Genomic DNA, 26,795 nt, shown 5'->3' on the forward strand with positions numbered 1-26,795 from the left:
CCCCCGACGAACGAGCCTATGAGCGCCGCGTCTTCAGATTGGCACGCGCATGGGGACGGCACCGCAAGCGAACACATCCGGCTTTGCAAGGTTAGCAACTAGGCCGACCGGACAGTGTGACAAGGGCGCAAGCTCGCTCGCGATTCTGTGGCGCGTGCCTTGCCGCAAATACCGAAACCCTGCACAACTACCACCTTAAGTCGTTGCAGACGGGGCGGTTTGGAATGAGGGTTTTCGCGCGCATCGCCGCGACGGTCGGTCTGGCCGCCATCTTGGCGACAGGAGCGGCAAGCGGCGCGTCGGCCGATGGCCTTCTCTACGCCCTGAAAATCGGCGTTCTCGCCCACGACGTGCCGGACCTGTGGAGCGGCTTCCAGGTCGAACACAACGCGGCCGACATCAACATAGAAGCGCAGTTCGCCGCAGCTTGGGCGCTCCCCTGGGGCGCCATTCGCCCGGTAATCGGCGGCTCGATCAACACCCGTGGCGACACCAGCGACGGCTATGTCGACGCCCGCTGGCAGGGCGACTGCCCGTCGGGACTATTCTTCGGCCTGGGCCTCGGCGCCGCCATCCACGACGGCGAAATCGGCGGACCCGGCTCCGATCCCGACAAGAAATGGCTGGGCTCGCGCGTCCTGTTCCACATTCCGCTCGAGGTCGGCTACCATCTTGACGCACATAGCGACGTCTCGGTCTATTTCGAGCACATGTCGAACGCTTATACCGAGAAATACAACGAAGGCATGGACCGCATCGGCCTCCGCTACGGCTACCGGTTCTAGGCGCACGTGCGGCCGGCTCCCGCAAGGCGGGTGTCGCACGCGCAAAAGAAAGAGCCTGCGCGTGCGGCCGGCTCCGAAGGCGGAGTCGCACGCGCCATAAAATTTGACTTTTAGGGCCCTTTCCCCCATACCCACGACATTCCGACGGCCCTGACTTCAGTGCCGCCGCCCTGCACATGGCCTTTTTTCGCGAAAAGCGTCCGGGAGGCAGGGGGGTTAACATCCGGCGGCGCGTGGCGCTCCCGGGTGCGTTTGTGCTTTGCGCGCGATACGGATTTGCGCATGGGACGGACGTTCCCACATCTAACGTCATCCCGGCGAAGGCCGGGATCCATCCAGGCTTCAGGCTTGGGCGGATCCCCGCCTGCGCGGGGATGACGACCGAAACGAGTTAGGAAGCACGGGTTTGCAAGGCTGAATGTTTCAGAGTCTCACAGAACGCCTTTCGGGCGTCCTCGATAAGCTGACACGCCGTGGCGCGCTGACCGAAAGCGACGTCGTCGAGGCCATGCGCGAAGTTCGCCGCGCCCTCCTCGAAGCCGACGTCGCGCTCGATGTCGTCAAAGATTTCACAGACAAGGTCAAAGCCAAGGCCGTCGGCGCCGAGGTCCTGCGCTCCGTCACGCCCGGCCAGATGGTCGTCAAGATCGTCAACGACGAGCTCGTGGCGATGCTTGGCTCCGACGCGCAGCCGATCGATCTCCACGCGGCGCCACCCGTCGGCATCCTGATGGTCGGCCTGCAGGGCTCGGGCAAGACGACGACGACCGCCAAGATCGCCTACCGCCTGACGAACCGGGATCGCAAGAAAGTGCTGATGGCGTCGCTCGATACGCGGCGCCCGGCGGCACAGGAACAGCTGCGCGTCCTCGGCGAGCAGACGAGCGTCGCGACGCTTCCGATCATCGCTGGACAGACGCCGCTGCAGATCGCCCGCCGCGCCCAAGACGCGGCCAAGCTCGGCGGCTTCGACGCCATCATTTACGATACCGCCGGTCGCGTCACCGTCGACGAAGAGTTGATGGACGAGGTTCGCGACGTCAAAGCCGCGATCCATCCGCACGAAGTCCTTCTCGTTGCCGACTCGCTCACCGGCCAGGACGCCGTCAACACCGCCAAAGCCTTCGACGGCCATATCGGCGTGACAGGCATCGTCCTGACCCGTGCCGACGGCGATGGCCGCGGCGGCGCCGCGCTCTCGATGCGCGCTGTTACCGGCAAGCCCATCAAGCTCATCGGCGTCGGCGAAAAATGGGACGCGCTCGAAGATTTCCATCCGGGCCGCATCGCCTCGCGCATTCTCGGCATGGGCGACGTTGTCTCGCTCGTCGAAAAAGCCGCTCAAACGATCGACGTCGAAAAGGCGACGAAGATCGCCGAGAAGATGAAGAAGGGGTCGTTCGACCTCGAAGACCTTTCCGACCAATTGCAGCAGATGCAGAAGCTCGGCGGCATGGGCGGCGTGCTTGGCATGTTGCCCGGCGTCGCCAAGATCAAGGGCCAGATCAACGAAGCCGGTCTCGACAAGAGCCTCGTTCATCAGCGCGCGATCATTTCGTCGATGACGCCGAAGGAACGGCGTAATCCGAAGCTTCTCGACGCCAAGCGCAAGCGCCGCATCGCCTCTGGATCGGGCACCAAGGTCGAAGAGATCAACAAGCTTCTAAAAATGCACCGCCAGATGGCGGACATGATGAAGACCATGGGCCGCAGCGGCGGCATGCTGAACAAATTCCTCGGGCGCACCGGTGGTGGACCTTCCGAAGCCGAACTGCAGGCGATGCAGGCCGACCTCGCAAAGCTAGACCCGAAGGCGCTCGAACAGCTTCCCGAAGAACTCAAGGAACAGGTCACCAAGGGTCTGACAGGCGGAGGTGGCGGAATGCCGGGCCTTCCTTCGGGTCTGGGCCGCGGCGGCCTTCCCGGGCTCGGGAGCGGGCTACCGAGAGGCCTGCCGGGCCTCGGTGGCGGAATGCCGAAGTTCCCCGGGTTTCCCGGAAAGAAAAGATAACGCTTCGAACCAACTCTAGAACACATTCGATTTGAACAGGAGAACAGAACTATGTCGGTGAAAATTCGCTTGTCGCGCGGTGGCGCCAAGAAGCGTCCCTACTACTATGTGGTTGTTGCCCACCACTCGGCGCCGCGCGATGGCCGTTACATCGAACAGATCGGCACCTTCGATCCGATGCTCAAGAAGGACGATCCGAACCGCATCAAGCTCATTGAAGATCGCGTGAAGCACTGGCTGAGCGTCGGCGCGCAGCCGACCGATCGCGTTCTCCGCCTGCTCGACATCACCGGTCTTGCTAAGCGCGAAGCCTCGGTCAATCCCGAGAAGGCGAAGCCGAAGAAGAAGGCTCAGGAGCGCGCCGCAGCTGCAGCCGAGAAGGCCGCCAAGGCAGCCGAAGCCGCACAGGGCGAAACCGCCTGAACCGCGTGACATTTCGCGTTTCCAAAAACCTCTCGAGTGCAACTCGGGAGGTTTTTTTGTTGCAGCTCTGACTGGCCCGAATTTTGGAGCACATCCTTCGGGTGAGTGGGAGAAGACTGCGATGAAAGACCAAAAGGCGGTTGATGGCCTGTTTGAGGTCATTAGGACACGTGTGCCTGAGCCGGCACACGCATCTGATCGATTCATTTTGATATGCCGCAAGGGCCGCCTGTTCGGCGCGGACCCACGCGGCAGGGTTTACATGGGTGAGCTTCACGCGCAGCCAAAGCATGCGCCGCGGAGAACATCTTTGTGCGGCACTTACAGAATTCCGCTTCGGCAGAGATCGCCGCGTCGCCCTGCGCCACCCGAACCAAGCTTCGCCATCCCGATTACCGGCGAGATCGATCCGTTCGCGCTCTCTCAAAATGCGACCGTTCGCGTCGGCGGCAAAGAGATCGACATTCAGATTACGTATCTCGGTCCGTTGCCGAGGAACTAGCACCGACGGCCGGCGCGACTAGGCATCGCGTTTTCGAGGAAGAGCCGTTATACGCAGTCGTGAAAATCTGAAAAATTCCAACTGCGATATCGCGCTCTTAAAAATGCGATGCCCCTTTCAACCTGAGACCTCAATTGCCGAACAATAAAAATCCGCAGCGAATTCTCGTCGGCGAAATCTCCGGCGCTCACGGCATCCGTGGCGACGTTCTCGTCCGCACGTACACGGAGACACCAGATGCCGTCGCGGCGTACGGCCCGCTGACTGACGAAACCGGAAAACGAAGTTTTTCGCTCCGCGTCGTGCGCGTGACGAGCAAAGGCATCGTCGCGCGGATTAAGGGAGTTGAGGATCGCAATGCTGCCGAGCCATTGCGCGGGATCAAGCTCTACATAGGCCGCGATAAATTGCCGGAGCCGAAAGCCGCTGAATACTATCATGCCGACCTCATCGGGCTCGACGCTGTATCGGAGGACGGCACTGCGCTCGGAAAAATCGTCTCCGTACAGAATTTCGGCGCCGGCGATCTACTCGAGCTGAAACCAAACGATGGCTCGGCGACAGAGTTCATCCCTTTCGAGGACAGATACGTTCCGAGCATCGATCTTCAGGCGCGCACCATCGTCATCAATCGTCCGGAACTGACCGGCAGCGAAGATGACGAGCAGAAGGATGGTGAAGACGAAGAAAATCCCGAAGAGTACGATCGCTCTTAGACGGGGCAGCCTCTCGCGAGCTTCGGCAAATCTCCGGTAACACCCGCGGCTTCCGCGATGATGTAATCCTTGAGCGTCGGAAGCTTGTCGAGAACACCCAGCGCCGCGCCGCGGCCCGCCCGGAGCACGATGCTGTCGACTGCGAAGGCGCGATTGATCCCGTCGTAAAGCGATGCGGACATCGTGGAATCGAAACGGCGCCAGCGCTGATAACGCTCAAGATGCGTTCCATTGCCGAAGTCGAGCCCCAGGCGTCCTGCGTCCGCCAGAACCTCGATCATCGCTGCCGCATCACGGAGCGCGAGGTTGACGCCTTGCCCCGCAACCGGATGCACACCGTGTGCGGCGTCGCCGACCAGTGCGAACCTTGGCGCGATGAGCCGCCGCGCGAGACGCACGTCGAGCGGCCAGGATTGCCGCGGTCCATCGAGCGTGATCGCACCGAAGCGGCCGCCAATCCGCCGGTCGAGTTCGCCGAGAAAGGCGGCATCATCGAGAGCCGTCACCCGCGCGGCTTCGTCTTTATCGGCGCTCCACGTGATGCACGCGCGATTATGCGGCAGCGGCAGGATGGCGAACGGACCGCCAGGCAGAAAATGCTGGATCGCAACCCCGCCATGCGGCTCTTCGAATTTCACGCGCGCCACGATGCCGGTTTGCGGATAGGCCCAACCGATCGTCTTGATGCCGGCGTCGTCCCTGAGCTTCGAATTTTTGCCGTCGGCGGCAATCGTGAGCGCAGCGCTGATCACCCGTCCGTCGCGCAGCGTGAGTTCGCTCGAATATTCACCGAGCAGCAACCCATCAATTTCCGCCGGAGCGAACCACGTAACGGACGGATCGTTGGCGACGGACTTGTAGAGCGCCGTCGCAAGCGATGCCGCCGGCACAATGTAAGCAGCGGGCGAACCGTCTTTTGTATGCGCGTCGTACGTCACCTTTGTCGGCCGGAAAGCATCGTCGATATTGGAGTCCGAAATCTCGATCGAAGTGACGGCCTCGGCATCGCCGCTCATGGCGTCCGAGACGCCGAGCCCTTCGAGGATCTTCTTTGTACCCGCCCAAATGGCGAATGCCCGGCTGTCGGCAGTCGTGGGGATCGCCGCAGGATCGGTGCGGTCGATGACGGCGAGCCTCACATCCGGCCCAAGCGCCTGCGCGAGGCCGCGCGCAACCGCCATGCCTGCGAAACTGCCGCCTGCAATTGCCACATCGAATTTCAATTTACGCACCACCAACTTGCTGACTGCGCTACCGCAACTTGCTTTTCGTACCAGCCATGACAGCCTAGATATCTACCTGCCATCTTCATGGTTTCATCTCACTACAACTTCTCTACGAAAGTCCACCATGACAGCTTTGCCTCCGCCCCACCCCGCTCTGGATAAGCTTATCCAAACGCTGACCCTCGAACCGCTTGAAGACAATCTGTTTCGCGGCGCGAAGGCGAGCGAAGGCTGGCAACGTGTTTACGGCGGCCTCGTGCTTGGCCAAGCCCTGGTTGCAGCCGCATCAACGGTCGACGAAAAACGCCCGATCCATTCGTTGCATGGGTATTTCCTGCTCGCCGGCGATCCCGAGCGTGAGATCGTCTACGATGTTGAACGCATCCGGGACGGCGGCAGTTTCACGACCCGTAGGGTGCGTGCCATCCAGCACGGACGCGCCATTTTCTCGATGAGCGCATCGTTTCACAAGCCGGAAACGGGTTTCGAACATCAGTCGAAGATGCCCGCCGTTCCGCCGCCGGAAGCCTTGCCCAGCACCCAGGAACTCCTGAGCGCCGGTAACACCGAATTGCCCGAAAGCATGCGCGCCTATCTGAGCCGCGACCGGCCGATCGACGTGCGCATCGTCGATCCCTCGCGTTATACGAGCCGCGAACCGAGACCCCCGGAGCAATCGATCTGGCTGAGATCCAACGGCCCCCTGGCCGACAACGCCTATATCAATCAGGCCGTTCTCGCCTACGCCTCGGACTTCACGTTACTCGACACCGCCCTGGTCGCCCACGGCAAGCTTCTGTTCGACACCGACGTCCAGCTGGCGAGCCTCGACCATGCCATGTGGTTCCACCGGCCGTTCCGGGCCGATGACTGGCTTCTCTACGTCCAGGACAGCCCCAGCGCCTCCGCCGCGCGCGCCTATTGCCGTGGGTCCATCTTCGACCGCCAGGGGCGTTTGGTGGCATCTACAGTCCAGGAAGGACTGATGCGCCCCCGAGAAACCGCATTCTTGCCCAAATAGCATTCAATCCATCAAAGATGCACATTTTTTGTGCTTGTTTTGTGTGCTGAACGCGCACCGGTCTCGCACGCCCGTAAACTTTCCGTTGTCTAATCAATGCCTTGAGCAAACGCGGTCCAACTGGCACGCGTCTTGACTCCTATCACGCGAAGTCTGCGTCCCGGCGTGGGGATGGAAGGCTATTTTGTCGAGCACCCGGTTACGGCCGGTTCAAAGAGAAAAGGGGGCCCTATGAAGCTCATTACCGCGGTAATCAAGCCATTCAAGCTCGAGGAGGTTCGTTCAGCACTGACCGACCTCGGCCTGCAGGGCATGACTGTCACCGAAGTCAAAGGTTACGGCCGTCAGAAGGGCCATACCGAAATCTACCGCGGCGCCGAGTACGCCGTGAGCTTTCTTCCCAAGATCAAGATCGAAGTCGTCGTACCCAGCGCGCAGGTAGACAAGGCGCTCGCTGCGATCCAGCGCGCCGCGAAAACCGGCCAAATCGGCGACGGCAAGATTTTCGTTTCGCCGATCGAGCACACGGTCCGCATCCGGACCGGGGAATCGGACGACGACGCGCTCTAAGCCGAGGATTTTCGCTTTTCGAACGTCAATCAGGGAGCACACAACATGGAGTTTCGTACTATAGCGCGGTGCGCAGGGGTCTTGGGGGCCCTCGGTGCCATCGCGCTTATTATCGACCCGGCGTTGGCCCAGGAAGCAGCAACGACAGCTGCCCCTGCGGCTCCCGCCGCGGCCGCACCACCAATTCCGAATAAGGGCGACTCGGCCTTTATGTACATCGCATCAGTTCTCGTTTTGCTGATGACGGTGCCCGGCCTTGCACTGTTCTACGGCGGTCTCGTTCGTTCGAAGAACATGCTCTCGATGATGATGCAGGTGTTTGCAACGCTCTGCCTCGTCGCGATCCTCTGGGTGCTCTACGGTTACTCGATGGCCTTCACCAACGGCGGCAGTCTCAACGATTTCGTCGGTGGATTCTCGAAAGCCTTCCTGAAGGGCGTCGATTCAAACTCGCTCGCCGCAACCTTCTCGAACGGCGTCTACATTCCTGAATACACCTACATCATCTTCCAGATGACGTTCGCGTGCATCACGCCGTGCCTCATCTTGGGCGCCGTCGCCGAGCGTTTGAAATTCTCGGCGATGCTCGTCTTCATGGCCCTCTGGGTCACGTTCATCTACTTCCCGATCGCGCATATGGTCTGGTACTGGGGCGGTCCGGATGCGTTCGGTAACGCTGCCAAGGCCGTTGCGACGGCGACAGGCGACGCCAAGGTGCAGGCACAGACGGCTCTCGATGCCGTTCTGAAAGATGCCGGCATCGGCTTCCAGTGGGGCGCACTCGACTTCGCCGGCGGCACCGTCGTTCACATCAACTCCGGTATCGCAGCATTCGTCGGCTGTCTGATCCTCGGCAAGCGCGTCGGCTACGGCAAGGAAGCCATGCCTCCGCACTCGCTGGTGATGACGATGATCGGCGCTGCCCTTCTGTGGGTTGGCTGGTTCGGCTTCAACGTCGGCTCGAACCTCGAAGTCAACCAGTTCGCAGGTGTGCCCTTCATCAACACGTTCATCGCAACTTGCGCTGCAGGCCTCTCCTGGACGCTCGTTGAATGGATCGCGAAGGGTAAGCCGTCGGCACTCGGCATGGCGTCGGGCGTCGTCGCCGGTCTCGTGGCGATCACGCCGGCTTGCGGCTTCTCTGGTGTCATGGGCTCGATCATCCTCGGCCTCGTCGTCAGCCCGATCTGCTTCTTCTTCTGCTCCGCAGTGAAGGGCGCGCTCGGTTACGACGACAGCTTGGATGTCTTCGGCGTCCACTGCATCGGCGGCATCGTCGGTGCAATCGGCACGGGCCTTCTCGTCAATCCGGAATGGGGCGGAGCCGGCATCGCCGACTACCTCTCGAAACCCGGCGAGTTGGCCTCAGGCACCTACGACATGATCCCTCAGGTCATCGCGCAGGCGAAGATGGTTGGCTTGACGCTCCTCTGGAGCGGCATCGGCTCCGCCATCCTCTTCAAGCTGGTCGACATCGTCATCGGTCTTCGCCCGTCGGAAGAGAAAGAGCGCGAGGGTCTCGATCTCGTCGACCACGGCGAGAGCGCCTACCACTACTAAGTCACGCATTCCCCGTGGCTGGCGACGGCCACGGGATCTCTCCTCCCGAGCACGCGTCTCCACCTAGACGTGCTCAACTTGGGCCCGGCGCTTCGAGCCGTCGGGCCCTTTTTTATGTCTTCAAATTGAAACGATGATCTCGCAGTTGCGCGGCAGGATCGATAAAAGCCGCCGAAGATCCTTCGACTTCAAGGCGACACAACCTTCCGTAGGCTGCAAATCGCCTCGCGCGATATGCATGAAGATAGCGCTACCCCGATTGCGCTTGCGCGGCACATCATTATAGCCGAGCACCACGACGAGATCGTAAAGCCCGTCGGAGCGCCAAAGATTCTCCGCGCTGGCTTTATAGGGGAGCTTCACCGGACGATTGTAATTCCGGTCGAGAGGGCTGTCGCACCACCCGTCGTCTCGGCGAATGGTATGGAGAGCGAGCGCCGTCCGAGGCCGCTTTGTTCCCGGTTGGTAGAATGCATAACGCACGGCAAACCGGCCTCGAGGTGTCGCACCGTCGCCCTCGCGCTTCAAGGCTTTGATGCCGGAACGGCCCAATGCGCAGGGCACGCTGAACTGGCCGAAATCCAACCGACCTTGCCGCGCACCCTGCGACAACGCCCTAACGATCAGTTTCGCCGGGGACTTTGATACCCGGGGCTTCAACGCCGTCCATCCAAGGAACTACCCATTCCCCTTGCCTGTTTGCCTGCAGAGCCTATGTTGCCCCCGCACGCGATGCTAGTGTCCCACGCTTAAAAGCAAAGCCAAGAAACTGGAGCCCCCGTCCATGAGCACGGCCCGAAAGGTCCTCCTCGTCGACGACGATGAAGATCTGCGTACGTCGTTGAAAGATCAACTCGTCCTACACGATGAATTCGAGGTTTCAGAAGCGGCGACCGCGAGCAAAGGAATAGAAGCGGCAAAGACGGGCCGTTTCGATCTCGTTGTTTTCGACGTCGGCCTACCGGACATGGACGGCCGCGAGGCGGTCAAACTGCTTCGCAAATCGGGTTTCAAAACGCCGATTGTGATGCTGACGGGGAATACGTCCGATGCCGACCAGATCTTGGGTCTGGATGCGGGCGCGAACGATTACGTTCTGAAACCATTCAAATTCGCCGTGCTCCTCGCGCGCATTCGCGCACAGCTCCGTCAACATGAGCAAAGCGAGGATGCCGTCTTCGCGATCGGCAGTTACACATTCAAGCCGGCATCCAAGCTTCTGATCGATCAGACGGGCAGCAAGATTCGCCTGACGGAGAAAGAGACGTCCATCCTGAAGTATCTCTATCGCTCCGGCGACAAGGTCGTCTCGCGAGATGTCCTGTTGCACGAAGTCTGGGGTTACAACGCCGGGGTCACCACCCACACGCTCGAAACGCACATCTACCGGTTGCGCCAGAAAATCGAGAAAGACCCCTCCAACGCCGAGCTTCTGATTACCGAGAGCGGTGGCTACAAGCTCGCGCCTTAAGAGAGTTGCACTAGCCTCTTAGGACGCAGAACGGCCACGAATCCGTTGCCAATCGGATGCATCCACAGTCCCCTTCGCCCTTTAGCCCGGCGAATGTTTCAGGCGCTGGCGAGTCGTGTTTTAAACTTTGTTCGCATGCGGCCAAGCCACGTCGCTGGCGCGTTCGCTTTGTCCTGTCGGCATGGAGTCACCGAACGATGGCTATCGACGCCCTCGTCAAACCGCTTTTGGCCTTACCGCTCTTTAAAGGCCTTACTCCGCTGCAATTGACCGAGATCGTTCGGCGCGCGGAGCGCATTATCTATAGGCCCGGCGATGTCATCATCGCAGAGGATGAGACAAGCGACGCCGCCATCGTCATCGTCTCCGGCAGCAGTGTTCGCATCAACGATAATGGTGAAGCTCCGCAAAAATCGGGCGGCGAGCCTCTCCCTGAAGGCGCGATGATCGCCGAATTGGCGATGTTCATCGAAATCGTTCACACGACCACGGTGATAGCTCAAAGCCCGGTCAAAGCGCTCCGGCTGACCCGACAGAAAATGCACGAGATGATGCAGGCCGACACCGAGTTGGCGCAGCACTTCTCGTCGTGCATCATCACGCGGCTAAAATTGTTGGCCAACGACGTGAAAGCTGTTGATACGCTGATGGAGCAGGCGACGATCGCCCCACCGCCACCTCAGATACGCACCAATATGCCTGTCGACGCGCACCCGGCCTGACGCCGGAGCACCTCGACACTGCGCGCTTTAATGAACGGGGATCAGAAAAGAGTGCGCCCAGTCCCGGGGGGAGGAACTGGGCGCTATGCGCTTATCGCGCTCGGCACCGGGAGGGAAGCCGGTACCAGAGGCGGCGTCTTCGGCTAGACGGGGGGCACTACCGAATACAGGGTGACGCCACCTGCATGACAGGACTTAAGCGCAAGCAGAAAGAATTCAATAGTGCCCACACGGGCACATCACGAAATTGTGATGACTAAGCCGAGTTTATCCACAGGTTGGGTATTGCATCGGGTCACGAATGCAACAGCCTGATTTGCTTCAAAAAACTCAATACGGCATGGTCTTTCTCGGCCCAAGCGATTGAATTTTAAACAAATTTCCATCGAGATCGTCGCTTTTGACAAGCTGCGATAATTCGATTCGCGTGTCCTGGCCTTGGGCGTCCGTAGTCACCCATTCCTTCAATTCCAACGCCGGCTTGGTCGCGAGGAAGAGCTTTATCTTGCCCGGAGAATTCGGATCTTTGTCCTCGATGGTAAGGACGATGAGATCGTCGGCCTGTTGCACTTCGATGATGCGCGCATCGCGCATGAGATCGACGTCTTTGCGCAGCAGGAGCCGGAAAGGCGTCTGATCGAGAGAAACGCGATCCTCATTATTCAGATCGAGATCTTGAATGGCGAGGTTCTCGCCGTCCGAAACGATGACTTGCTTCGAGGGCAGCGCGTAATCGAAACGAAAGCGACCCGGCCGCTTGACGAAAAACTTGCCCTTCATCCGCTTGTTAGCGGCATCGATCTGAACGAATGACCCCTTCAGGCTATCCAGCGATTCAAAATACGCGCTGACCTTGTGAACGAGTTCGGTTTGGTGCGCATCGAGCGTGATGCCGTCGGGGCTGTTCGCCGGTGCGACCTGTCCCGTCCAACCCTTGACCGCCGTGTTGGCCGGATCTGCGGGCTTGGTTGTATTGGCCGACGGGTTGACGATCGTATTCGTCGGGCCGTCCGGATCCTGAGCCGTGGCAGCCCCGATAGATGCGAGGGCAAAACCCATCGCCATGGCGCCAACGCGCAAAATTTCGCTCATTCTTGGTCCCATCGTGGCCCCCCAAAGCCCCGAAAGCCCCATCAGTGGGGCTCTGTACGCAGATTACGGTTTCGGCAAAGATTGCGTCCAGAACTAGGCGGAAACCCCTTCGCAATTGTTGCGTAAGGCCATTGGCCCGTCACAGGCAAGCCGCGAGAAGATTGCCCCCGCGATTATCCTCAACTGCCTGCAGTTTATCGAGCTCACGCGGCAGCATCGGCACCACCACCGCGCGGAACGAGAATTTCACGCTTTCCGACCGAATTTGCAGCCGAGATAAGCCCCTCCCGCTCCATGCGCTCGATCAAATCCGCAGCCCGGTTATAACCGATCGAAAGCCGGCGCTGAACGTAGCTCGTTGAAGCTTTGCCATCCCGAAGAACGATCGCGACGGCGCGATCGTAGAGATCGTCATCGCTCGCTTCCCGGACGCCGCCCGCGACTTCCGACTGCGGCGGAGTGTCCGTGATGCCCTCGATGTATTTCGGCGATGCCTCTTGCCTGAGCGCATCCGCAAACGCCACGACTTCTTCGTCCGTGACGAACGCACCGTGCACGCGCACGAGCTGCCCTGCCCCGGTCGAATAGAGCATGTCGCCCTGACCGAGAAGTTGCTCCGCGCCCTGCTCGTTGAGAATGGTGCGGCTGTCGATCTTCGATGTGACTTTGAACGAGATGCGCGTCGGGAAGTTGGCCTTGATCGTGCCGGTGATGATATCGACCGACGGACGTTGCGTCGCCATGATCAGATGAATTCCGGCAGCACGCGCCATCTGCGCAAGGCGCTGCACGGACGCCTCGACTTCACGTCCCGCGACGATCATCAGGTCGGCGAACTCATCGACGATGATGACGATGCGCGGCAACGGCTCGAGATCCATCTTCTGCGTTTCGAAACGCGCCTGCCCCGATTTATCGAAGCCCGTTTGAACCGTGCGAGACAACATCTCGCCGCGCTTCTTCGCGTTGCGCACACGGTTGTTGAAGACATCGATGTTGCGCACCGAAAGCCCGGCCATGCGCTTGTAGCGCTCTTCCATCTCTCGCACGGCCCAATTGAGCGCGGCGACAGCTTTGTGCGGATCGGTGATGACCGGCGTCAACAAATGCGGAATGCCGTTGTAGACCGAAAGCTCGAGCATCTTCGGATCGATCATCAGCACGCGGCAATCGTCGGGCGAATGACGATAGAGAAGCGAAAGCACCATCGAATTGATGCCGACGGACTTGCCTGATCCGGTCGTACCGGCAACGAGCAGATGCGGCATACGCGCGAGATCGGCGACGACCGGATCTCCACTGATCGATTTGCCGAGTCCAAGAGGTAAGCCCGCGCTCTCGGCCTTGAAGGCGTCGGCTTCGAGAATCTCGCGGAGAAGCACGGTTTCGCGGCGCGTATTCGGCAATTCGAGACCGATGGCGTTGCGGCCAGGCACGACGGCGGCGCGAACGCTCGCCACGCTCATCGAACGTGCAATGTCTTCCGCAAGCCCGATGACGCGCGAAGATTTCGTGCCGCGCGACGGCTCGAGCTCATATAGCGTCACGACCGGACCCGGACGGATATCCTTGATCTCGCCTTTGATGCCGAAGTCCGCGAGCACGTCTTCAAGCAGTCGCGCGTTGCCGCGCATGACGGTCTGCGACAGTTCCGGGCGCGGCTTTTGTGCGCCGGGACGCTTCAGCATGTTGAGAGACGGACGCTTCCATTGCGGCTGAATACGAGCGCGCGCGATACCCGCAAGAATACCGTTGCTCGCCGCAGGCTTCGCTGGTGCGCTGACGACTTCCGAAGGCGCGGGCGCCGGTGTCGCTGCAGCCGAAGCTGACGGAATTGGCGGCGGCATGACGGCCTGCGGCCTCTCGGAGCGCCGATCCAATTCACGCCTGTCCGAATCCCTCGCGAGCGCCGATGCAGGTGCAAAACGCGCGGCGATTTGGCGGCTGGAACTATCGATGGTGTCGTCGAAATCGAAATCGTGGCTGAGAATATCGTGGGCCGAATGATCGCGAGAAATGGTCTCGATCGCGCCGTCGGCTGGCGGCAGATCGAGTTCACCTTGCGAGTCGTGATGCGCACTATGCGCGTCTTCATCCGGTCGAGCGGTGAGCGACAGGCTGGAATGCTCCGCTGCGTCCCAGTCCACATCCCGGCCCAAATCCCGACGGGAACGCGCGGTGCGCTCCGGGTTGAGATCGAGCGTCGGCGTCGTCTCGCCTGAGAACGCATCAAGCGACGAATATGAGTTGGCCGGATCGTTCGTGGCCGCAGCCGACGAGCGCTTGAACCAGCCCTGCCGCACGCGGTCGGCGCTGGCGGCAATCGTCGGAGCGAGGGCTGCCGCCTCTTCCCAACGGCGCTTGCTCGTCGCGAACCGCAAGCCCGAACTCAACGAACGCAGAACGGACTTGAAAACGGCCTCGGCCTCGAAGCCGATCGCTTTCCCCGATGTCTGAAACGCCGCGGCCAAAAGCACGCAGCCCGCCGCGAGCGGCGCCCGCTCTTCATTCAGCGACGCGAAGATTTTGAGAATCAGATGATAGACGCCGTCGCCAAGAAGGCCGCCATAGCCATGACGCAGCGGCCAGCCGGTCATAATCGGCAAAGCCGAGATCGCGCCAGCGAGCGCCAGAATAGAAAGCGGATAAAATCCAAGCCTCACGCGGCCATCGGTGACGCGTTCGGATCGCAGCATCTCGATTCCCCATACGACGGGAGCGATGAGCGCGAGCACCGCGCCAAATCCCAGCATCTGGAAAAGAAGATCGGAAATGATCGCGCCGACGGGACCGGCGAAATTCCGCGCGGCAACCGTCGTCGTATGGGTCAGGCTCGGATCGAGCACCGACCACGACACAAGACTGATCCAGATGAGCCCCGTCGAGCCGAGCAAAATTGCTCCGCCAAAGCGGCCTACCCAGCCTAACAGCCGGTCCTCCAGAGACTGCGGAAGCAGACGCTGAGGATCCAATCCACGCGTATCAAGCGACATCTCGGCGAACGTACTCTTTAACGCAGCACGGAAATCGTGCGTTCGAGCGCTTCCCGGATCGTCGAAGAGTCTTGCACCATGGCGACGCGAACATAGTCCGCGCCGGGGTTGGTGCCGTCCCGTCCCGTCTGAGCCAGAAAGCTGCCGGGAATAACCTTGACGCCTGCACGTTGCCATAAGGTTACCGCCGCCTGAGCGCCGCCACCGAATTGGCTCAAATTAAGCCACAGACAAAAACCGCCCGCCGGCCGTTTATATCCGTAGCGGTCACCTAACACATTGTCTGCAATAAGAAATTTGTCTCGATAAGCGTTGCGAGAGGTCTCAACATGAGCCTCGTCGCGCCAAATGGCGGCCGACGCATGTTGTACAGGTAGCGGCACAGTCGGAGCACACATGTTCCGGACTTCGCCGTAGGCCTCGAGGAATGTCTCATCTCCAGCACAAAAGCCGGATCGCAGCCCTGGAAGGTTCGAGCGCTTCGACAGCGAATTGAAAACGACGAGATTGCGGAAGCGCTCGGGCGTTTGAAGAGCGACTTCGAGACCGCCCGTCGGCGCGGCTTCGGTATAAATTTCCGAGTAGCACTCATCGAGAAACAACATGAAGTCGTAGGCGCGCGCGAGTTCGAGCGCCTTCAAGATGTATCGGCGATCCGCGACGGCACCCTGCGGATTGGCAGGTGAGTTGATAAAAAGTGCCGCCGTCCGCGCCAGCAAAGCTTCGTCACGCGCAATCTCGTCGAGGTCCGGAAGGAAGCCCGTCGCCTTCGTCGCGTTGAGGTACACGGGCTCGGCCCCGACAGCTAACGCGCCTGCGACGTAGGCCGAATAATAGGGATTGCACATCAAGATCGCGGGACGCCCGTTGATGTCCTTGCGCCCGACGGCCGGAAGACACGCGAAGAACAGCCCTTCCCGCGAGCCGCTGAGCATCAGAACTTCCCGCTCGGGATCGACGGCAGACGACAAGGCATAACGCTTCGACAGCCACTCCGAGATGGCAAGCCTTGCATCCTCCGCGCCTCGGATCGGCGGATATTTCCCGTAAAGCGCCGTCGCCTCGGCGAGCTTCGCCGCGATGAAATCCGGCATCGCCTCGCGCGGTTCGCCAATCGTCAGCTCGATCGGCTTCGCATGGCCGGACGGAATCCCGGCGAGAAGCTTCCGAAGCTGCGTGAAGGGCGAAGAGATCGCGCCGGAGGTGAGAGAAGAAAGCGGGTGAGTCATCTGCGAACGGTCGGTGCTGCGTCTCAGCCGCTATCGCACGCCAGGGGCCGCGAGGGAAGCGCCGCGACCTTTACGACCTGACATTCGCAAGGCTCTTCGACGCCGGCGCGCCGAATATCCGGCGAAACTCGTGCGCGAAGTGCGGCTGATCATAAAAACCTGCAGCATGCGCAGCGGCCGTGAAGTTGCTACCTTTCACGATCTCCGCCACTGCGGCTCGCATCCTGGCCCACGCAGCGTATCGGCGATAAGAAACGCCGGTCTCCTGCTTGAAGAGATGTTGAAAGCGCGACGTCGAAATCCCGGCAGCCCGTGCGGCAGCCGAAACGCTCGGCGACCTGGCCAAGTCGCTTTCCTCATCCTCATTTTCGACAACCATCGAGATGGCCCGCACCACCCTGAGATCGAGCATGCGCCGAACCCTGGCTTTCGAAAATCCGATGAGGTCGGCCAGCGCTTCATCCGCCCAGCGAAGTCCATCGGCATCCTCATAGAGCGCGCGAAGATGAGCGAGATCTGATTTCCTTCCGATCAACGCGCCTTGGTCTTCGCGCGTCTCGTGGATCAATGCAGCAAGGCCTTCGGCGGACGTTTCAGTGGGCTCGACGTAAACGACCGCGAACGGCCGACCGCCCGCATCGAATTCATATGCATCGCCCGCGCGAATGATCGCGGCGCGGCAGGAGAACCAACCTCCGCGCGCCAGCTTCAAATAAAAATCATCGTAGAGCCCGGCAAGCAGAACTGCCACACTGTGACTGTGAGGCGCGTTCCGCCCGAGGCGCCCGGCGAAAAGCATCCGCCCTTTTCCCACGTGCCACAAGGGCATCAAGCTCTCGTTCCCGCCCGCAGCAGGTTCGTACAAGCGCGCTTCCCCTATTAAGTCTAGCTTCACTGCAGCTTGAACATCTGCCTAGGACGCGACAATGGCAAAGACAATCGCAAACGAAACCGAAGCCAGCCTCCCTGCACTGAACGTCGATCGCCGCAAACTTCTCACTGCCGGTCTCGGCCTTGCCGCCATGCCGGCCCTAACGTTGGGAGGAGCGCAGCAAGCCGAAGCAGCAGCCGCGCATCTCGGCGGCGCACAGCCGAAATTCTACCGCTTCAAGCTTGGCGATTTCGAGATCACCACGATCTCGGACTCGGAAGCCATGATCGACGGCCCTTACCCGATCATCGGCCAGAACACCGACGAGGCGAGCGTGCGCAAGCTGATGCACGACAATCTTTTGCCCGAGCAGAAATATCAGCCGGGCTTTTCGCCAACGGTGATCAACACGGGCAAGGAACTTGTCCTGATCGATACCGGGAATGGCGAGAACGGCTTTGTCCCGCGCCCGGCTGGCGGCTGGCTTGCAAAGGGGCTCGGACCAGCGGGATTCAAGCCGGAAGATATCGACATCGTCCTGGTGAGCCACGGCCATCTCGACCACGTCGGCGGCATCATTGAAAACGGTAAGCCACTCTTCCCCAATGCACGCTACGTCATCGGCGGCATCGAGCACAACTTCTGGGCGCCCGAAGGCAAATTCTCTGGCGAAATGGAAAAGTTGGCAAGTATCTACCGGGCCAATACGGTTCCTGTTGCCGGCAAATTGACGTTCATCAAACCAGGCGACGACGTCGTGACCGGCATTCGCGCCATCGAAGCCTACGGCCACACGCCCGGGCACCTCGCTTTCATGATCGAGAGTGGTGGCAAGTCCCTATTGTTCTGGGGCGACTGCGCCCACCATCAGGTGGCGTCACTCGCACATCCCGAATGGCACTGCGATTTCGACGCCGACAAAGAGCAGGCCGTCGCAACGCGCCGCCGCATTTTCGATATGGCGGCAACGGATCGCCTGCCGGTCATCGGCTATCACATGCCATTCCCGTCGATCGGGTTCGTAGAGAGGATCGCGCCCGGCAGCTACCGCTGGCTCGCTCACACCTACCAGCTCAACTTGTGACGCCTGCGGATGATTATTCCGGCAGGTGCGTCACGGCCTCGATGTTGTGTCCGTCGGGGTCGATGACGAAGCCACCGTAATAGTTGGCATGATAATGCGGCCGGAGCCCCGGCGGCCCGTTGTCCTTGCCGCCCGCGGCAATCGCCGCATCGTAGAAGGCTTGAACTTCCGCCCGGTTTTGCGCGGCAAAAGCGACGTGCAGACGCCCCTGCAACGGCGAGCCGGTCCCGATCCAGAACTGCGGACGCTCGCGCCCGAAGCCCGCGTAGCCGTCGTCATCCTCTTCCGAGAACTTCATTTCCTTGAGGAGCACGATACCGAGCGGCGCCAGTGCCTTCGTGTAAAAATTCAGCGACCGCTTGTAGTCGGTAATCGGGAAACCGATGTGATCGAGAATATCCAGCACGAGGGGCTCCTATCGACTGGCTGATCTGATCGACGGCGAGAACGATTAGACGCGGCGTTCCACCATCAGCTTTTTCAGTTCCGCAATGGCTTTGGCAGGCGATAGCCCTTTCGGGCACGCCTTCGCGCAGTTCATGATCGTGTGGCAGCGATAGAGGCGGAACGGATCTTCAAGATTGTCGAGCCGTTCGCCTGTCGCTTCATCGCGGCTGTCGATAACCCAGCGATACGCCTGCAATAGAATCGCCGGACCGAGATAGCGGTCCGAGTTCCACCAATAGCTCGGGCACGAAGCCGAACAGCAGGCGCAAAGAATACACTCGTACAGACCGTCGAGCTTCTCGCGATCGTCGCGCGACTGCCGCCACTCTTTCGGCGGCGTCGGCGTATCCGTCTTGAGCCACGGCTCGATGGAGGCATGCTGCGCGTAGAAGTTCGTGAGATCGGGGACGAGGTCCTTCACGACCTGCATGTGCGGCAGCGGATAGACCTTTACAGCGCCCTTGACCTCTTCGATGCTCTTCAAGCACGCGAGCGTGTTCGTGCCGTCGATGTTCATCGAGCACGAGCCGCAGATGCCTTCGCGGCACGAGCGGCGGAACGTCAACGTCGGGTCGATCTCGTTCTTGATCTTGATGAGCGCGTCGAGCACCATCGGCCCGCACTGCTTCTGATCGATATGGTAGGTGTCGATGCGCGGGTTCCGGGCGTCGTCCGGGTTCCAGCGATAGATGCGGAATTCCTTCCAATCGCCGCCATGGTCCGGCTTGTTCCAGGTCTTGCCCTCGGAAATCTTCGAATTTTTTGGAAGCGTGAGCTGAACCATGAGACTTCGGGGTCCCGTCTGCGGAGGAATGAACTGTCCAGTGACAGAAGCTTGAACAGGCCCCCAGTGTCAACATGCGGGACCGCCGCGCGCGGTTCTTTCGCTTAACCGGCCTTCTGGTGCTTCTTGAGTTCGCGGACGAGGGCTATCAGCTGATCGGCGATCTCGCTCCCCGTATCGACGGCGACACGCAGCGGCACCCGCGACTGAATAATTTCGTTGAGCCGCTCCTGCTGCTCGCCGAAACCGAAAAAGATCTCTTCCGGTGCGTCGATATCGCCGTCCTCGATGGCCGTCATTACGTCGAAGGCATTCTGGGCAGCCAGAACGAGCATCGACGCGATATCGTTCATCAGTTGCAGATAAAGGCGTTGGGCGTCGGCCCTAATGCGCTGGCCGTGCACCCCGAACTTGAGCGGCGCCGAGGCCTGCCCGCCTTCGCCAGCAAACACGCGCGGGTGACGCTGAAAGCGCCTGAAAATCTCGGAGAGCCCGATACAGCACGTTTCGAGATCGCGAAGCGCAGCCCCCGTTTTGCGCTTGGTTCGCGTCCGTGTCGCGAGCTTCCCCTGCCCCGACCAGTTGATCGAAGCAATCGACGCGACGGCTCCGAGCGCCGCCAGCGCCGGCAAGACCGCCGCGAACGGATCGGGCGACATCCGGGTGTCGGTGTCGTCGATGTCGTCTTTCGGAACTTTGCTCAAGTCTGGTGCGCCCCTCGATCAGCGGCCGCACCATAGTCGACTTCCGATGACAGCGCTATTTCTACGCGCGCCATCCAGAACCGCTCAATAGACCCGAGCCTTGGGCTCGATGTACTTGACCTCGTTGGTCATCGTCCGTGTGTGCACCGGCCTGTCGTCGATCGTGACGGTCTTCGTCGCGTAATCGGCCCAGGTGAGCGTATGCTTCATCCAGTTGACGTCATCGCGCTTCGGAAAATCTTCGCGCGCGTGCGCACCGCGGCTCTCTTTGCGGTTCTCGGCCCCGACGACCGTCACCGCGGCCTGCGCGATCAGGTTGTCGAATTCAAGCGTCTCGACGAGATCCGAATTCCAGACGAGCGAACGATCCGTGACCGAGATATCCTCAGCGTCGCGCCACACCGCGTGGATCTTCTCGATCCCTTCCTTCAGCACCGGCCCGTCGCGGAACACCGCGCAGTTCGCCTGCATGATCTTCTGCATGCGAAGTCTCAGCGCCGCCGTCGGCGTCGAGCCCTTGGCGTACCGGAAACGGTCGAGACGCGTGAGCGTCGGTTCATTCGCGTCTTTCGGCAGGTCCGGCTGCATCTCACCCGACTCGATTGTCTCCGCGCAGCGAAGCCCCGCCGCACGGCCGAAAACGACCAGATCGATGAGCGAATTCGAACCGAGCCGATTGGCGCCATGTACCGAAACGCACGCCGCTTCGCCGATCGCCATCAAGCCCGGCACCACGTGATCGGGATCGCCGTTCTTCTTCGTCAGAACCTCGCCGTGATAATTCGTCGGTATGCCGCCCATGTTGTAATGGACCGTCGGCAGCACGGGAATCGGCTGTCGCCGCAGATCGACGCCGGCGAAGACTTTCGCGTTCTCCGTGATGCCCGGCAAACGCTCGGCCAGAATTTTTGGATCGAGATGATCGAGATGCAGATAGATGTGATCGGCTTCCGGTCCGACGCCCCGGCCCTCACGAATCTCGATCGTCATCGAGCGCGAGACGACATCGCGCGATGCGAGATCCTTGGCGTGCGGAGCATAACGCTCCATGAAGCGCTCGCCCTTGGAATTCGTCAGATACCCGCCTTCGCCGCGCGCACCCTCGGTGATCAGCACGCCCGCGCCGTAAATGCCCGTCGGGTGGAACTGCACGAACTCCATGTCCTGAAGCGGCAACCCAGCGCGCAGAACCATCGCATTGCCATCGCCGGTGCAGGTGTGCGCTGACGTGCACGAGAAATACGTGCGTCCATATCCGCCGGTCGCCAGAATGGTCTTCTTGGCGCGGAAACGATGCAGCGTGCCATCGTCGAGATTGAGCGCAATGATCCCGCGGCAGACACCATCGCGGTCCATGATCAGATCGAGCGCGAAATACTCGATGAAGAACTCCGCCGACTGGCGCAACGACTGCCCATAAAGGGTGTGCAGCATCGCATGACCGGTGCGATCGGCAGCCGCGCACGTGCGCTGCGCCGGCGGCCCCTCGCCGTAATCGGTCGTCATGCCGCCGAAGGGCCGCTGATAGATTTTGCCGTCCTCGGTGCGCGAGAACGGAACGCCGTAATGCTCGAGCTCGTAAACCGCGGCCGGAGCGTTGCGGCAAAGATATTCGATCGCGTCCTGGTCCCCGAGCCAGTCGGAACCCTTGACGGTGTCGTACATGTGCCAGCGCCAGTCATCGCGGCCCATGTTGCCGAGCGCGGCGGCAACGCCACCCTGCGCTGCGACGGTGTGCGAACGCGTCGGAAAAACCTTCGTCACGCACGCCGTCTTGAGGCCAGCCTCGGCACAGCCGAGCGTCGCCCGAAGTCCCGCGCCACCCGCGCCGACCACGACGACGTCATAGACATGATCCTGGACGGGATACGCCTTGCCGACTTGGGAAGGCGCGGCAATCGCACCGTTGGCTTTGCCATTCGCTGCCGACATCAGGCTCAGGCTCCAAAACTCAGTTTCAAGACGGCGAACACGCTCGCGAGCGCGATGAAGATCGCGAAGAACGTATTCAGCACGAGCGCCGCAAGCTTCGGCCCTTCCTCGTGCACGTAGTCCTCAATGATCGTTTGCATGCCGAGCCGCATGTGGATCGTGCCCGACAGGATCAGCGCCAGCAATGCGAGCGCAATCAGCGGATGCGCGAGCTTCTGGCGAACGGTCGCGTAATCGGCGCCGAGCAGCGACGCGATCAGCCAAACCAGAAAGGCACCGAGAAACACGTTGGCGATTGCCGTAACGCGCTGCTTCCAGAAGTGGTCGGCACCTTCTTTCGCCGACCCGAGATAGCGAACTTTCTTGAGCGGCGTGCGCATCGTTTTCATCAGATGCCCCCGAGAGCGACGAACGCCCAGATGATGGCGGTCAGCGCGAAAGACGCAGCGAGCGTCCCCCACGAAAGAATATCGATCGTCCGGAGATCATAGCCGTGGCCGGTGTCCCAGATGAAATGACGCAGCCCGCCCATCATATGGTGCATCAAGACCCAGGTGTATCCGAGGAGCACGACCTTGCCGGGCCAAGTGGCGAACCAGCTCAAGACGTAATTGTAATAGTCAGGCCCGGAGGCGGCCGCGATCAGCCACCAGGCGAGCAGCAGCGAACCGGCATACAGCGCCGCTCCCGTGATGCGATGCATGATCGACATCACCATATTGATGAGCGGAGAATAGATTTGAAGGTGTGGCGAGAGCGGCCGCTCGGGTCGCACGCCGCGGCCTGATGTGGCTTCCATCGGACGTCCTTCTGGTGCGTGTGTAGCAAACGTGTAACGGCTCGAAGCGAGCGCGGCAATTCGCCAAATGCCACAGAGACTAGGGCGAGGCCAGCGAATTGACGATCGCTTCGAAGAACAGCCTACTGCGATTTGAGAACGCCGCAGGCAACCCGCGAACCGGCATTCCCGTCCGGATCGGTCTGATAATCGTCGGCCTTTTCGAACAATACGAGCGATGACCCGTCCGCATCGAAAAGCGTGTCTTCGGTTTCTTTGCTGAGGTGTAGATAGGGACTGAGAACCTCGGCCAAAGCCGTGCCGTCCGCTCCTGCGACCACATTCGGCAGATCTCCGGCCATCGGACCCTCCTCAGTGAGGAAGCCATGCTTGGCCCCGAGCGGATTATAGATGGCGCCAGCTGACGAAAAATCGCCTTCGCATTTGCCGGCTTCATGTAAATGCAAGCCGTGTGCGCCCGGCGCCAATCCTTTCAGGTCGAACTTCAAGAGCACGCCCGCGGCGATTTCCGTTAGCGTGATGGTGCCGGCGCTGGTGCCATTGGCGAGCTTGATCTCGGCAACCGCCGTCTCGCCTATGGCTTCCGCCTCGTGAGATGCCGCAAAGAGAAAGATCGCCGCCGCCGCGGCCGCCGTCTTTGTGATTTTCATGCGACTGCTCCCCTTACGCGCCGCCGGACGGCCCTGTCCCCCCGAGCGGCTACACGGTAGCCGGTTCGATCACGCCCGGCGAGGCAGGACAAGCCACGTATCGAGATCGAGGACAACCCCCTCGGCATACTCCCCGGTCGGGGTTTTGAGCGGCAGCGACGCGCAATCCTGATTTTTGACCCCGACGAGCCGCACCCTGAGCGCGCCGACGTCCTTCCGGCCCGGTATCTCGGCTTTCTCGAGCACCTCAGACCAGGCGTAGATCGTATCCCCGGCAAAGGTCGGAGCCACATGGCGGCCGCCGTTGATCGCGGCGAGATGAAACGCGTTGCCGAGACCGTTGTAGGAAAGCGCCCTGACGAGCGAGATCACGACGCCGCCATAGACGATCCGCTTGCCGAAGCGTCCCTTCGACTCTGTGTGCTGATTGAAGTGCACCTTCGCGGTGTTCTGATAAAGCCGCGTTGCCGTCTGATGCTCGGCTTCCTCGAGCGTCATGCCATCGACGTGGTCGATCTTCTCGCCGGGCTCATAATCGTCCCAGCGATGCGGCGATCCCGAGAGAGCGTAATCGTACTTGCTGACGTCGATCTGCGGCACCGCGCGGGCGAGATCCTGCGGATCGACGCGTTCGGGGAGCTTCGGAACGACGGCTTCGGGTGCGGGCGAGCCTTTCGAACGCTTGCGCACCATCACCCAGCGGCAATACTCGAGCACTGTCTCGCCGTGCTGGTTGCGGCCTGTCGAGCGGACATAAACGGTGCCCGTCTCGCCGTTGGAATTTTCCTTGAGGCCAATCACTTCCGACGTCGAGGAGAGCGTATCGCCCGGATAAACCGGCTTCAGAAACCGGCAATCGGCATAGCCGAGGTTGGCGATGGCATTGAGCGAGATATCCGGCGTCGTCTTTCCAAAGACGACATGAAACGTCAGCATGTCGTCGAGCGGCGCCTTCGGATATCCGATCGCCGTCGCGAAGGTGTCAGCCGATTGAACGGCAAAGCGCGAGCCGTAAAGCGCCGTATAGAGCGCGACGTCGCCGTCGGTGACGGTGCGCGGCGTCGCGTGATTGATGACTTGGCCGAATGTGAAATCTTCGAAGAAATTGCCTGCGTTGGTCTTTGTTCCGGCCATCGTCCCCGCCCTGAATTTTCGGGAAGCCCAAAAATTGGGCTTCGGCTGTTCACGCCTTTTTCGGGATGTCCAACCCGAACCGCAACTTTTTTCGCCGATTGAGGACGCGCCCTAGGGCCGCAGAAGGGCCGGGGAACCCATGCTCAGAACCAGGGCTCTTCCACTTTGGAGCGGGCGCTGATCGCCTCGGCGATCGCCGCCACCCGCTTCGCCATGACGAGGTGCAGCCGTTCCACCATGCGGCCCTCGACCGTGATGACGCCCTTGCGCGCATTCTCCGGCTCTTCGAAAGCCTTGATGATCTTGCGCGCCCACGCAATTTCATCACCCGTCGGCGAAAAGACCTCGTTGCAAGGCACCACCTGCGACGGATGGATGAGCGTTTTGCCGTCCATCCCGAGCGTTCTGCCGTGCTCGCACTCCGCCCGAAACCCGAGATCGTCCTTAAAATCGTTGTACACGCCATCAATGACGTCGAGGCCGTAAGCCCTGGCCGCAACGAGCGTCATCGCGAGCCACGGAACGACCGCGAACCGGTTGCTGCTGGCCAGGGCCCTGCTTTCCTTCAAAAGATCGTTCGTGCCGAGCACGAAACAGGAGAGCCGGTTATCGGGATCGGGGCCGCACGCCGCGATTTCCTTGGCATTGATGATGCCCATCGGCGTCTCGATCATCGCCCAAAGCCTGATCCGCGGATCGGCTTCCGCCGCCTTCACGACCTTCGCCGTGCCGGTTATGTCGCCCGCCGTTGAAACCTTCGGAATGAGGATAGCGTCCGGGACGGCCGCGATCGCCGCATGAAGATCGGCCATGCCCCACGGCGTTTCGATCGGGTTGACGCGCAGGACAACCTCTCGCGATCCGAAGCCCGCCTCGTGGATGGCGGCCGTCGCCTGATTACGCGCCTTTTCCTTGTTTGCAGGAGCAACCGAGTCTTCGAGATCGATGATGATCGCGTCCGCCGGCAGCGTCCGGGCTTTCTCCAGCGCTCGCTCGTTGTCGCCCGGAAGATAAAGGACGCTGCGTCTCGGTCTCATAACCATTGCAAAACTCCGAGATGAATTCCCCCAATTGTGCAACGCACCATCCTGCTTTGCAACCTTGGGGGCGCCGCTGGTTGCAGAGGTTTCACATGAATCAAAGTGCTCCCGCTGGGTACCTCTCCCGCGTACTGGTATAGGACACCAGTCCCTCCAACGTTCTTTTCGGCCTCATGTCGCGAATTTTGATGATTTCCTCGTACGTCGCCCGCGATCCCGTGGGGCTGACCGCCACGATGCCGCCGCTTGAACAAGCCGGGATAGAGGTGGTGGGCCTACCGACGGTCGTGCTCTCCAACCACCCGATCCGGCCTCATATCGCCGGTATGAAGCTCGATCCTGAGCTTCTCGAAAATATGATCGGCGCGCTTGAGAAGAACGGTTGGCTTGGATCGTTCAACGCCGTTTTCTCGGGCTACCTGCCATCTGCGCGGCACGTGGAAATCGTCGCCTCAGCGGTCAAGCGCCTGCGCGAACTCAACCCGTCGATCACCTACGTTTGCGACCCGATCTTCGGCGACGATCCCAAAGGCCACTACATCGACGAGCAAGCAGCGGCGGCGACCCGCGATCTGCTGCTTCCCCTGGCTGACGTGCTGACGCCCAACCGGTTCGAGCTCTCTTGGCTCTCGGGTGTCGATGTCAGGTCTCCTTCAGATGCCGTCGAAGCCATTCACCGCCTCGGACGCCCGATCGTCGCCGGCACATCGATACCCGCTGGACCATCACGGCTGGCGACCGTGCTCGTCACCGACAAGCAGGCTTTCATAGGAAGCGTCGAGAAATGGAGCGATGTCCCCCACGGTACCGGCGATATCTTCGCAGGCTGCCTGACGGCCAAACTGATGCTTGGCCAATCGCCTGAACAGGCTCTCGCCTACGCGATTGCAGGCGTGCGGCGCGCGCTCGAAGTCAGCCGCGGCAACGATCGTTTGCTGCCGCATCTCGTGGACTGGAAAAACAGTGTATCGCCCGTCGAAATCGAGAAACTTCCGCTGCACATCCGCACGTAGAGTCTCTTGAGGGTTG

At 60.8% G+C, this 26,795-nt stretch carries 27 protein-coding genes; 12 read left to right on the plus strand and 15 right to left on the minus strand.

The annotated features are described in order from the left end of the window. Positions 1 to 224 precede the first annotated feature (224 nt). The 5 genes from G359_RS01755 (at position 225) to rimM (ending at position 4,437) form a co-directional block, all read left to right on the plus strand. Entirely contained in the window at positions 225 to 785 is a 561-nt protein-coding gene (locus G359_RS01755; RefSeq protein ID WP_045834729.1) for an acyloxyacyl hydrolase, read from the plus strand. 418 nt (positions 786 to 1,203) lie between these two features. Then, positions 1,204 to 2,796: a signal recognition particle protein gene (ffh, locus tag G359_RS01760; protein WP_045834730.1), complete on the plus strand. Its 1,593-nt coding sequence runs from the start codon at positions 1,204 to 1,206 to the stop codon at positions 2,794 to 2,796. 51 nt (positions 2,797 to 2,847) lie between these two features. Further along, positions 2,848 to 3,219 carry a 30S ribosomal protein S16 gene (gene rpsP / locus G359_RS01765; protein ID WP_045834731.1) on the plus strand — a complete coding sequence of 124 codons (372 nt, stop codon included), beginning with the start codon at positions 2,848 to 2,850 and terminating at the stop codon, positions 3,217 to 3,219. A gap of 121 nt (positions 3,220 to 3,340) precedes the next feature. Further along, positions 3,341 to 3,721 (plus strand): hypothetical protein, encoded by a 381-nt coding sequence (locus G359_RS01770; protein WP_045834732.1) that lies wholly within the window; start codon positions 3,341 to 3,343, stop codon positions 3,719 to 3,721. Between the two features lie 134 nt (positions 3,722 to 3,855). Next, on the plus strand, positions 3,856 to 4,437 hold the full coding sequence (gene rimM / locus G359_RS01775; protein ID WP_045834733.1) for a ribosome maturation factor RimM: 582 nt from the start codon (positions 3,856 to 3,858) through the stop codon (positions 4,435 to 4,437). Here rimM and G359_RS01780 read toward each other — a convergent pair. Then, positions 4,434 to 5,618 (minus strand): FAD-dependent monooxygenase, encoded by a 1,185-nt coding sequence (locus G359_RS01780; RefSeq protein ID WP_245279897.1) that lies wholly within the window; start codon positions 5,616 to 5,618, stop codon positions 4,434 to 4,436. The genes rimM and G359_RS01780 overlap by 4 nt on opposite strands. 169 nt (positions 5,619 to 5,787) lie before the next feature. Between G359_RS01780 and tesB the strand changes: the two genes are divergently transcribed. From tesB to G359_RS01795, 3 genes are all read left to right on the plus strand, one after another. Next, positions 5,788 to 6,684 carry an acyl-CoA thioesterase II gene (gene tesB / locus G359_RS01785; protein ID WP_045834735.1) on the plus strand — a complete coding sequence of 299 codons (897 nt, stop codon included), beginning with the start codon at positions 5,788 to 5,790 and terminating at the stop codon, positions 6,682 to 6,684. 231 nt (positions 6,685 to 6,915) lie between these two features. Further along, positions 6,916 to 7,254: a P-II family nitrogen regulator gene (locus G359_RS01790; RefSeq protein ID WP_045837530.1), complete on the plus strand. Its 339-nt coding sequence runs from the start codon at positions 6,916 to 6,918 to the stop codon at positions 7,252 to 7,254. A 45-nt stretch (positions 7,255 to 7,299) separates the two neighbouring features. Beyond that, positions 7,300 to 8,814, plus strand: a complete 1,515-nt coding sequence (locus G359_RS01795; RefSeq protein ID WP_045834736.1) for an ammonium transporter — start codon at positions 7,300 to 7,302, stop codon at positions 8,812 to 8,814. Between the two features lie 120 nt (positions 8,815 to 8,934). On the opposite strand, the gene G359_RS01800 is transcribed toward G359_RS01795, so the two are convergent. Continuing rightward, positions 8,935 to 9,378 (minus strand): L,D-transpeptidase family protein, encoded by a 444-nt coding sequence (locus G359_RS01800; RefSeq protein ID WP_371198987.1) that lies wholly within the window; start codon positions 9,376 to 9,378, stop codon positions 8,935 to 8,937. A 220-nt stretch (positions 9,379 to 9,598) separates the two neighbouring features. Here G359_RS01800 and G359_RS01805 point away from each other — a divergent pair, with 220 nt between their 5' ends. Next, positions 9,599 to 10,285 (plus strand): response regulator transcription factor, encoded by a 687-nt coding sequence (locus tag G359_RS01805; protein ID WP_045834737.1) that lies wholly within the window; start codon positions 9,599 to 9,601, stop codon positions 10,283 to 10,285. A gap of 197 nt (positions 10,286 to 10,482) precedes the next feature. Further along, positions 10,483 to 11,007 carry a cyclic nucleotide-binding domain-containing protein gene (locus G359_RS01810; protein ID WP_045834738.1) on the plus strand — a complete coding sequence of 175 codons (525 nt, stop codon included), beginning with the start codon at positions 10,483 to 10,485 and terminating at the stop codon, positions 11,005 to 11,007. 330 nt (positions 11,008 to 11,337) lie between these two features. Here G359_RS01810 and G359_RS01815 read toward each other — a convergent pair whose 3' ends face one another. From G359_RS01815 to G359_RS01830, 4 genes are all read right to left on the minus strand, one after another. Then, positions 11,338 to 12,099, minus strand: a complete 762-nt coding sequence (locus G359_RS01815; RefSeq protein WP_245279898.1) for a LolA family protein — start codon at positions 12,097 to 12,099, stop codon at positions 11,338 to 11,340. Positions 12,100 to 12,302: 203 nt separating this feature from the next. Next, positions 12,303 to 15,092, minus strand: coding sequence for a DNA translocase FtsK (locus G359_RS01820; RefSeq protein ID WP_045834740.1), 2,790 nt, complete (start codon positions 15,090 to 15,092; stop codon positions 12,303 to 12,305). 17 nt (positions 15,093 to 15,109) lie between these two features. Beyond that, entirely contained in the window at positions 15,110 to 16,321 is a 1,212-nt protein-coding gene (locus G359_RS01825; RefSeq protein WP_045834741.1) for an aminotransferase class I/II-fold pyridoxal phosphate-dependent enzyme, read from the minus strand. 70 nt (positions 16,322 to 16,391) lie between these two features. Next, positions 16,392 to 17,150 carry a helix-turn-helix transcriptional regulator gene (locus G359_RS01830; RefSeq protein WP_045834742.1) on the minus strand — a complete coding sequence of 253 codons (759 nt, stop codon included), beginning with the start codon at positions 17,148 to 17,150 and terminating at the stop codon, positions 16,392 to 16,394. Positions 17,151 to 17,247: 97 nt separating this feature from the next. Between G359_RS01830 and G359_RS01835 the strand changes: the two genes are divergently transcribed. Beyond that, positions 17,248 to 18,276 carry an MBL fold metallo-hydrolase gene (locus G359_RS01835; protein WP_045834743.1) on the plus strand — a complete coding sequence of 343 codons (1,029 nt, stop codon included), beginning with the start codon at positions 17,248 to 17,250 and terminating at the stop codon, positions 18,274 to 18,276. 13 nt (positions 18,277 to 18,289) lie between these two features. Here the strand turns inward: G359_RS01835 and G359_RS01840 are convergent, their stop codons facing one another. The 9 genes from G359_RS01840 to G359_RS01880 form a co-directional block, all read right to left on the minus strand. Continuing rightward, complete coding sequence (locus tag G359_RS01840; protein WP_045837532.1) at positions 18,290 to 18,673, minus strand: VOC family protein; 384 nt, start codon at positions 18,671 to 18,673, stop codon at positions 18,290 to 18,292. A gap of 54 nt (positions 18,674 to 18,727) precedes the next feature. Then, positions 18,728 to 19,507, minus strand: coding sequence for a succinate dehydrogenase iron-sulfur subunit (locus G359_RS01845; protein WP_045834744.1), 780 nt, complete (start codon positions 19,505 to 19,507; stop codon positions 18,728 to 18,730). Between the two features lie 104 nt (positions 19,508 to 19,611). Next, on the minus strand, positions 19,612 to 20,211 hold the full coding sequence (locus tag G359_RS01850; RefSeq protein WP_045834745.1) for a hypothetical protein: 600 nt from the start codon (positions 20,209 to 20,211) through the stop codon (positions 19,612 to 19,614). A gap of 84 nt (positions 20,212 to 20,295) precedes the next feature. After that, positions 20,296 to 22,143 carry a succinate dehydrogenase flavoprotein subunit gene (sdhA, locus tag G359_RS01855; protein ID WP_045834746.1) on the minus strand — a complete coding sequence of 616 codons (1,848 nt, stop codon included), beginning with the start codon at positions 22,141 to 22,143 and terminating at the stop codon, positions 20,296 to 20,298. Positions 22,144 to 22,148: 5 nt separating this feature from the next. Next, complete coding sequence (sdhD, locus tag G359_RS01860; protein WP_045834747.1) at positions 22,149 to 22,532, minus strand: succinate dehydrogenase, hydrophobic membrane anchor protein; 384 nt, start codon at positions 22,530 to 22,532, stop codon at positions 22,149 to 22,151. Then, the gene (gene sdhC / locus G359_RS01865) at positions 22,532 to 22,942 is read right to left on the minus strand and encodes a succinate dehydrogenase, cytochrome b556 subunit (RefSeq protein WP_045834748.1); all 411 of its coding nucleotides are present in this window, start codon (positions 22,940 to 22,942) and stop codon (positions 22,532 to 22,534) included. Before sdhC ends, sdhD begins: the two co-directional genes overlap by 1 nt. Positions 22,943 to 23,064: 122 nt before the next feature. Next, positions 23,065 to 23,592 carry a superoxide dismutase family protein gene (locus G359_RS01870; protein WP_052699143.1) on the minus strand — a complete coding sequence of 176 codons (528 nt, stop codon included), beginning with the start codon at positions 23,590 to 23,592 and terminating at the stop codon, positions 23,065 to 23,067. A gap of 69 nt (positions 23,593 to 23,661) precedes the next feature. Beyond that, positions 23,662 to 24,726: a MaoC family dehydratase gene (locus G359_RS01875; RefSeq protein ID WP_045834749.1), complete on the minus strand. Its 1,065-nt coding sequence runs from the start codon at positions 24,724 to 24,726 to the stop codon at positions 23,662 to 23,664. 143 nt (positions 24,727 to 24,869) lie between these two features. After that, positions 24,870 to 25,769, minus strand: a complete 900-nt coding sequence (locus G359_RS01880) for an HpcH/HpaI aldolase/citrate lyase family protein (protein WP_045834750.1) — start codon at positions 25,767 to 25,769, stop codon at positions 24,870 to 24,872. A 170-nt stretch (positions 25,770 to 25,939) separates the two neighbouring features. Between G359_RS01880 and pdxY the strand changes: the two genes are divergently transcribed. Next, positions 25,940 to 26,779, plus strand: a complete 840-nt coding sequence (gene pdxY / locus G359_RS01885) for a pyridoxal kinase (RefSeq protein ID WP_045834751.1) — start codon at positions 25,940 to 25,942, stop codon at positions 26,777 to 26,779. Positions 26,780 to 26,795: the final 16 nt, after the last annotated feature.

It is taken from the genome of Hyphomicrobium sp. 99 (assembly GCF_000384335.2).
Taxonomy (GTDB): Bacteria; Pseudomonadota; Alphaproteobacteria; order Rhizobiales; family Hyphomicrobiaceae; genus Hyphomicrobium_B.

Bases quoted from the DNA above. Each gene is read 5' to 3' on its own strand.
- pdxY (WP_045834751.1), top strand. From the start codon at position 25,940: ATGTCGCGAATTTTGATGATTTCCTCGTACGTCGCCCGCGATCCCGTG.
- G359_RS01830 (WP_045834742.1), bottom strand. From the start codon at position 17,150: ATGCCCTTGTGGCACGTGGGAAAAGGGCGGATGCTTTTCGCCGGGCGC.
- G359_RS01825 (WP_045834741.1), bottom strand. From the start codon at position 16,321: ATGACTCACCCGCTTTCTTCTCTCACCTCCGGCGCGATCTCTTCGCCC.
- G359_RS01815 (WP_245279898.1), bottom strand. From the start codon at position 12,099: ATGAGCGAAATTTTGCGCGTTGGCGCCATGGCGATGGGTTTTGCCCTC.
- G359_RS01790 (WP_045837530.1), top strand. From the start codon at position 6,916: ATGAAGCTCATTACCGCGGTAATCAAGCCATTCAAGCTCGAGGAGGTT.
- G359_RS01810 (WP_045834738.1), top strand. From the start codon at position 10,483: ATGGCTATCGACGCCCTCGTCAAACCGCTTTTGGCCTTACCGCTCTTT.
- G359_RS01835 (WP_045834743.1), top strand. From the start codon at position 17,248: ATGGCAAAGACAATCGCAAACGAAACCGAAGCCAGCCTCCCTGCACTG.
- sdhC (WP_045834748.1), bottom strand. From the start codon at position 22,942: ATGGAAGCCACATCAGGCCGCGGCGTGCGACCCGAGCGGCCGCTCTCG.
- G359_RS01805 (WP_045834737.1), top strand. From the start codon at position 9,599: ATGAGCACGGCCCGAAAGGTCCTCCTCGTCGACGACGATGAAGATCTG.
- sdhA (WP_045834746.1), bottom strand. From the start codon at position 22,143: ATGTCGGCAGCGAATGGCAAAGCCAACGGTGCGATTGCCGCGCCTTCC.
- rpsP (WP_045834731.1), top strand. From the start codon at position 2,848: ATGTCGGTGAAAATTCGCTTGTCGCGCGGTGGCGCCAAGAAGCGTCCC.
- G359_RS01770 (WP_045834732.1), top strand. From the start codon at position 3,341: ATGAAAGACCAAAAGGCGGTTGATGGCCTGTTTGAGGTCATTAGGACA.
- G359_RS01780 (WP_245279897.1), bottom strand. From the start codon at position 5,618: ATGGCGGTTGCGCGCGGCCTCGCGCAGGCGCTTGGGCCGGATGTGAGG.
- G359_RS01875 (WP_045834749.1), bottom strand. From the start codon at position 24,726: ATGGCCGGAACAAAGACCAACGCAGGCAATTTCTTCGAAGATTTCACA.
- sdhD (WP_045834747.1), bottom strand. From the start codon at position 22,532: ATGAAAACGATGCGCACGCCGCTCAAGAAAGTTCGCTATCTCGGGTCG.
- G359_RS01845 (WP_045834744.1), bottom strand. From the start codon at position 19,507: ATGGTTCAGCTCACGCTTCCAAAAAATTCGAAGATTTCCGAGGGCAAG.
- tesB (WP_045834735.1), top strand. From the start codon at position 5,788: ATGACAGCTTTGCCTCCGCCCCACCCCGCTCTGGATAAGCTTATCCAA.
- G359_RS01755 (WP_045834729.1), top strand. From the start codon at position 225: ATGAGGGTTTTCGCGCGCATCGCCGCGACGGTCGGTCTGGCCGCCATC.
- G359_RS01880 (WP_045834750.1), bottom strand. From the start codon at position 25,769: ATGGTTATGAGACCGAGACGCAGCGTCCTTTATCTTCCGGGCGACAAC.
- G359_RS01795 (WP_045834736.1), top strand. From the start codon at position 7,300: ATGGAGTTTCGTACTATAGCGCGGTGCGCAGGGGTCTTGGGGGCCCTC.
- ffh (WP_045834730.1), top strand. From the start codon at position 1,204: ATGTTTCAGAGTCTCACAGAACGCCTTTCGGGCGTCCTCGATAAGCTG.
- G359_RS01820 (WP_045834740.1), bottom strand. From the start codon at position 15,092: ATGTCGCTTGATACGCGTGGATTGGATCCTCAGCGTCTGCTTCCGCAG.
- G359_RS01870 (WP_052699143.1), bottom strand. From the start codon at position 23,592: ATGAAAATCACAAAGACGGCGGCCGCGGCGGCGGCGATCTTTCTCTTT.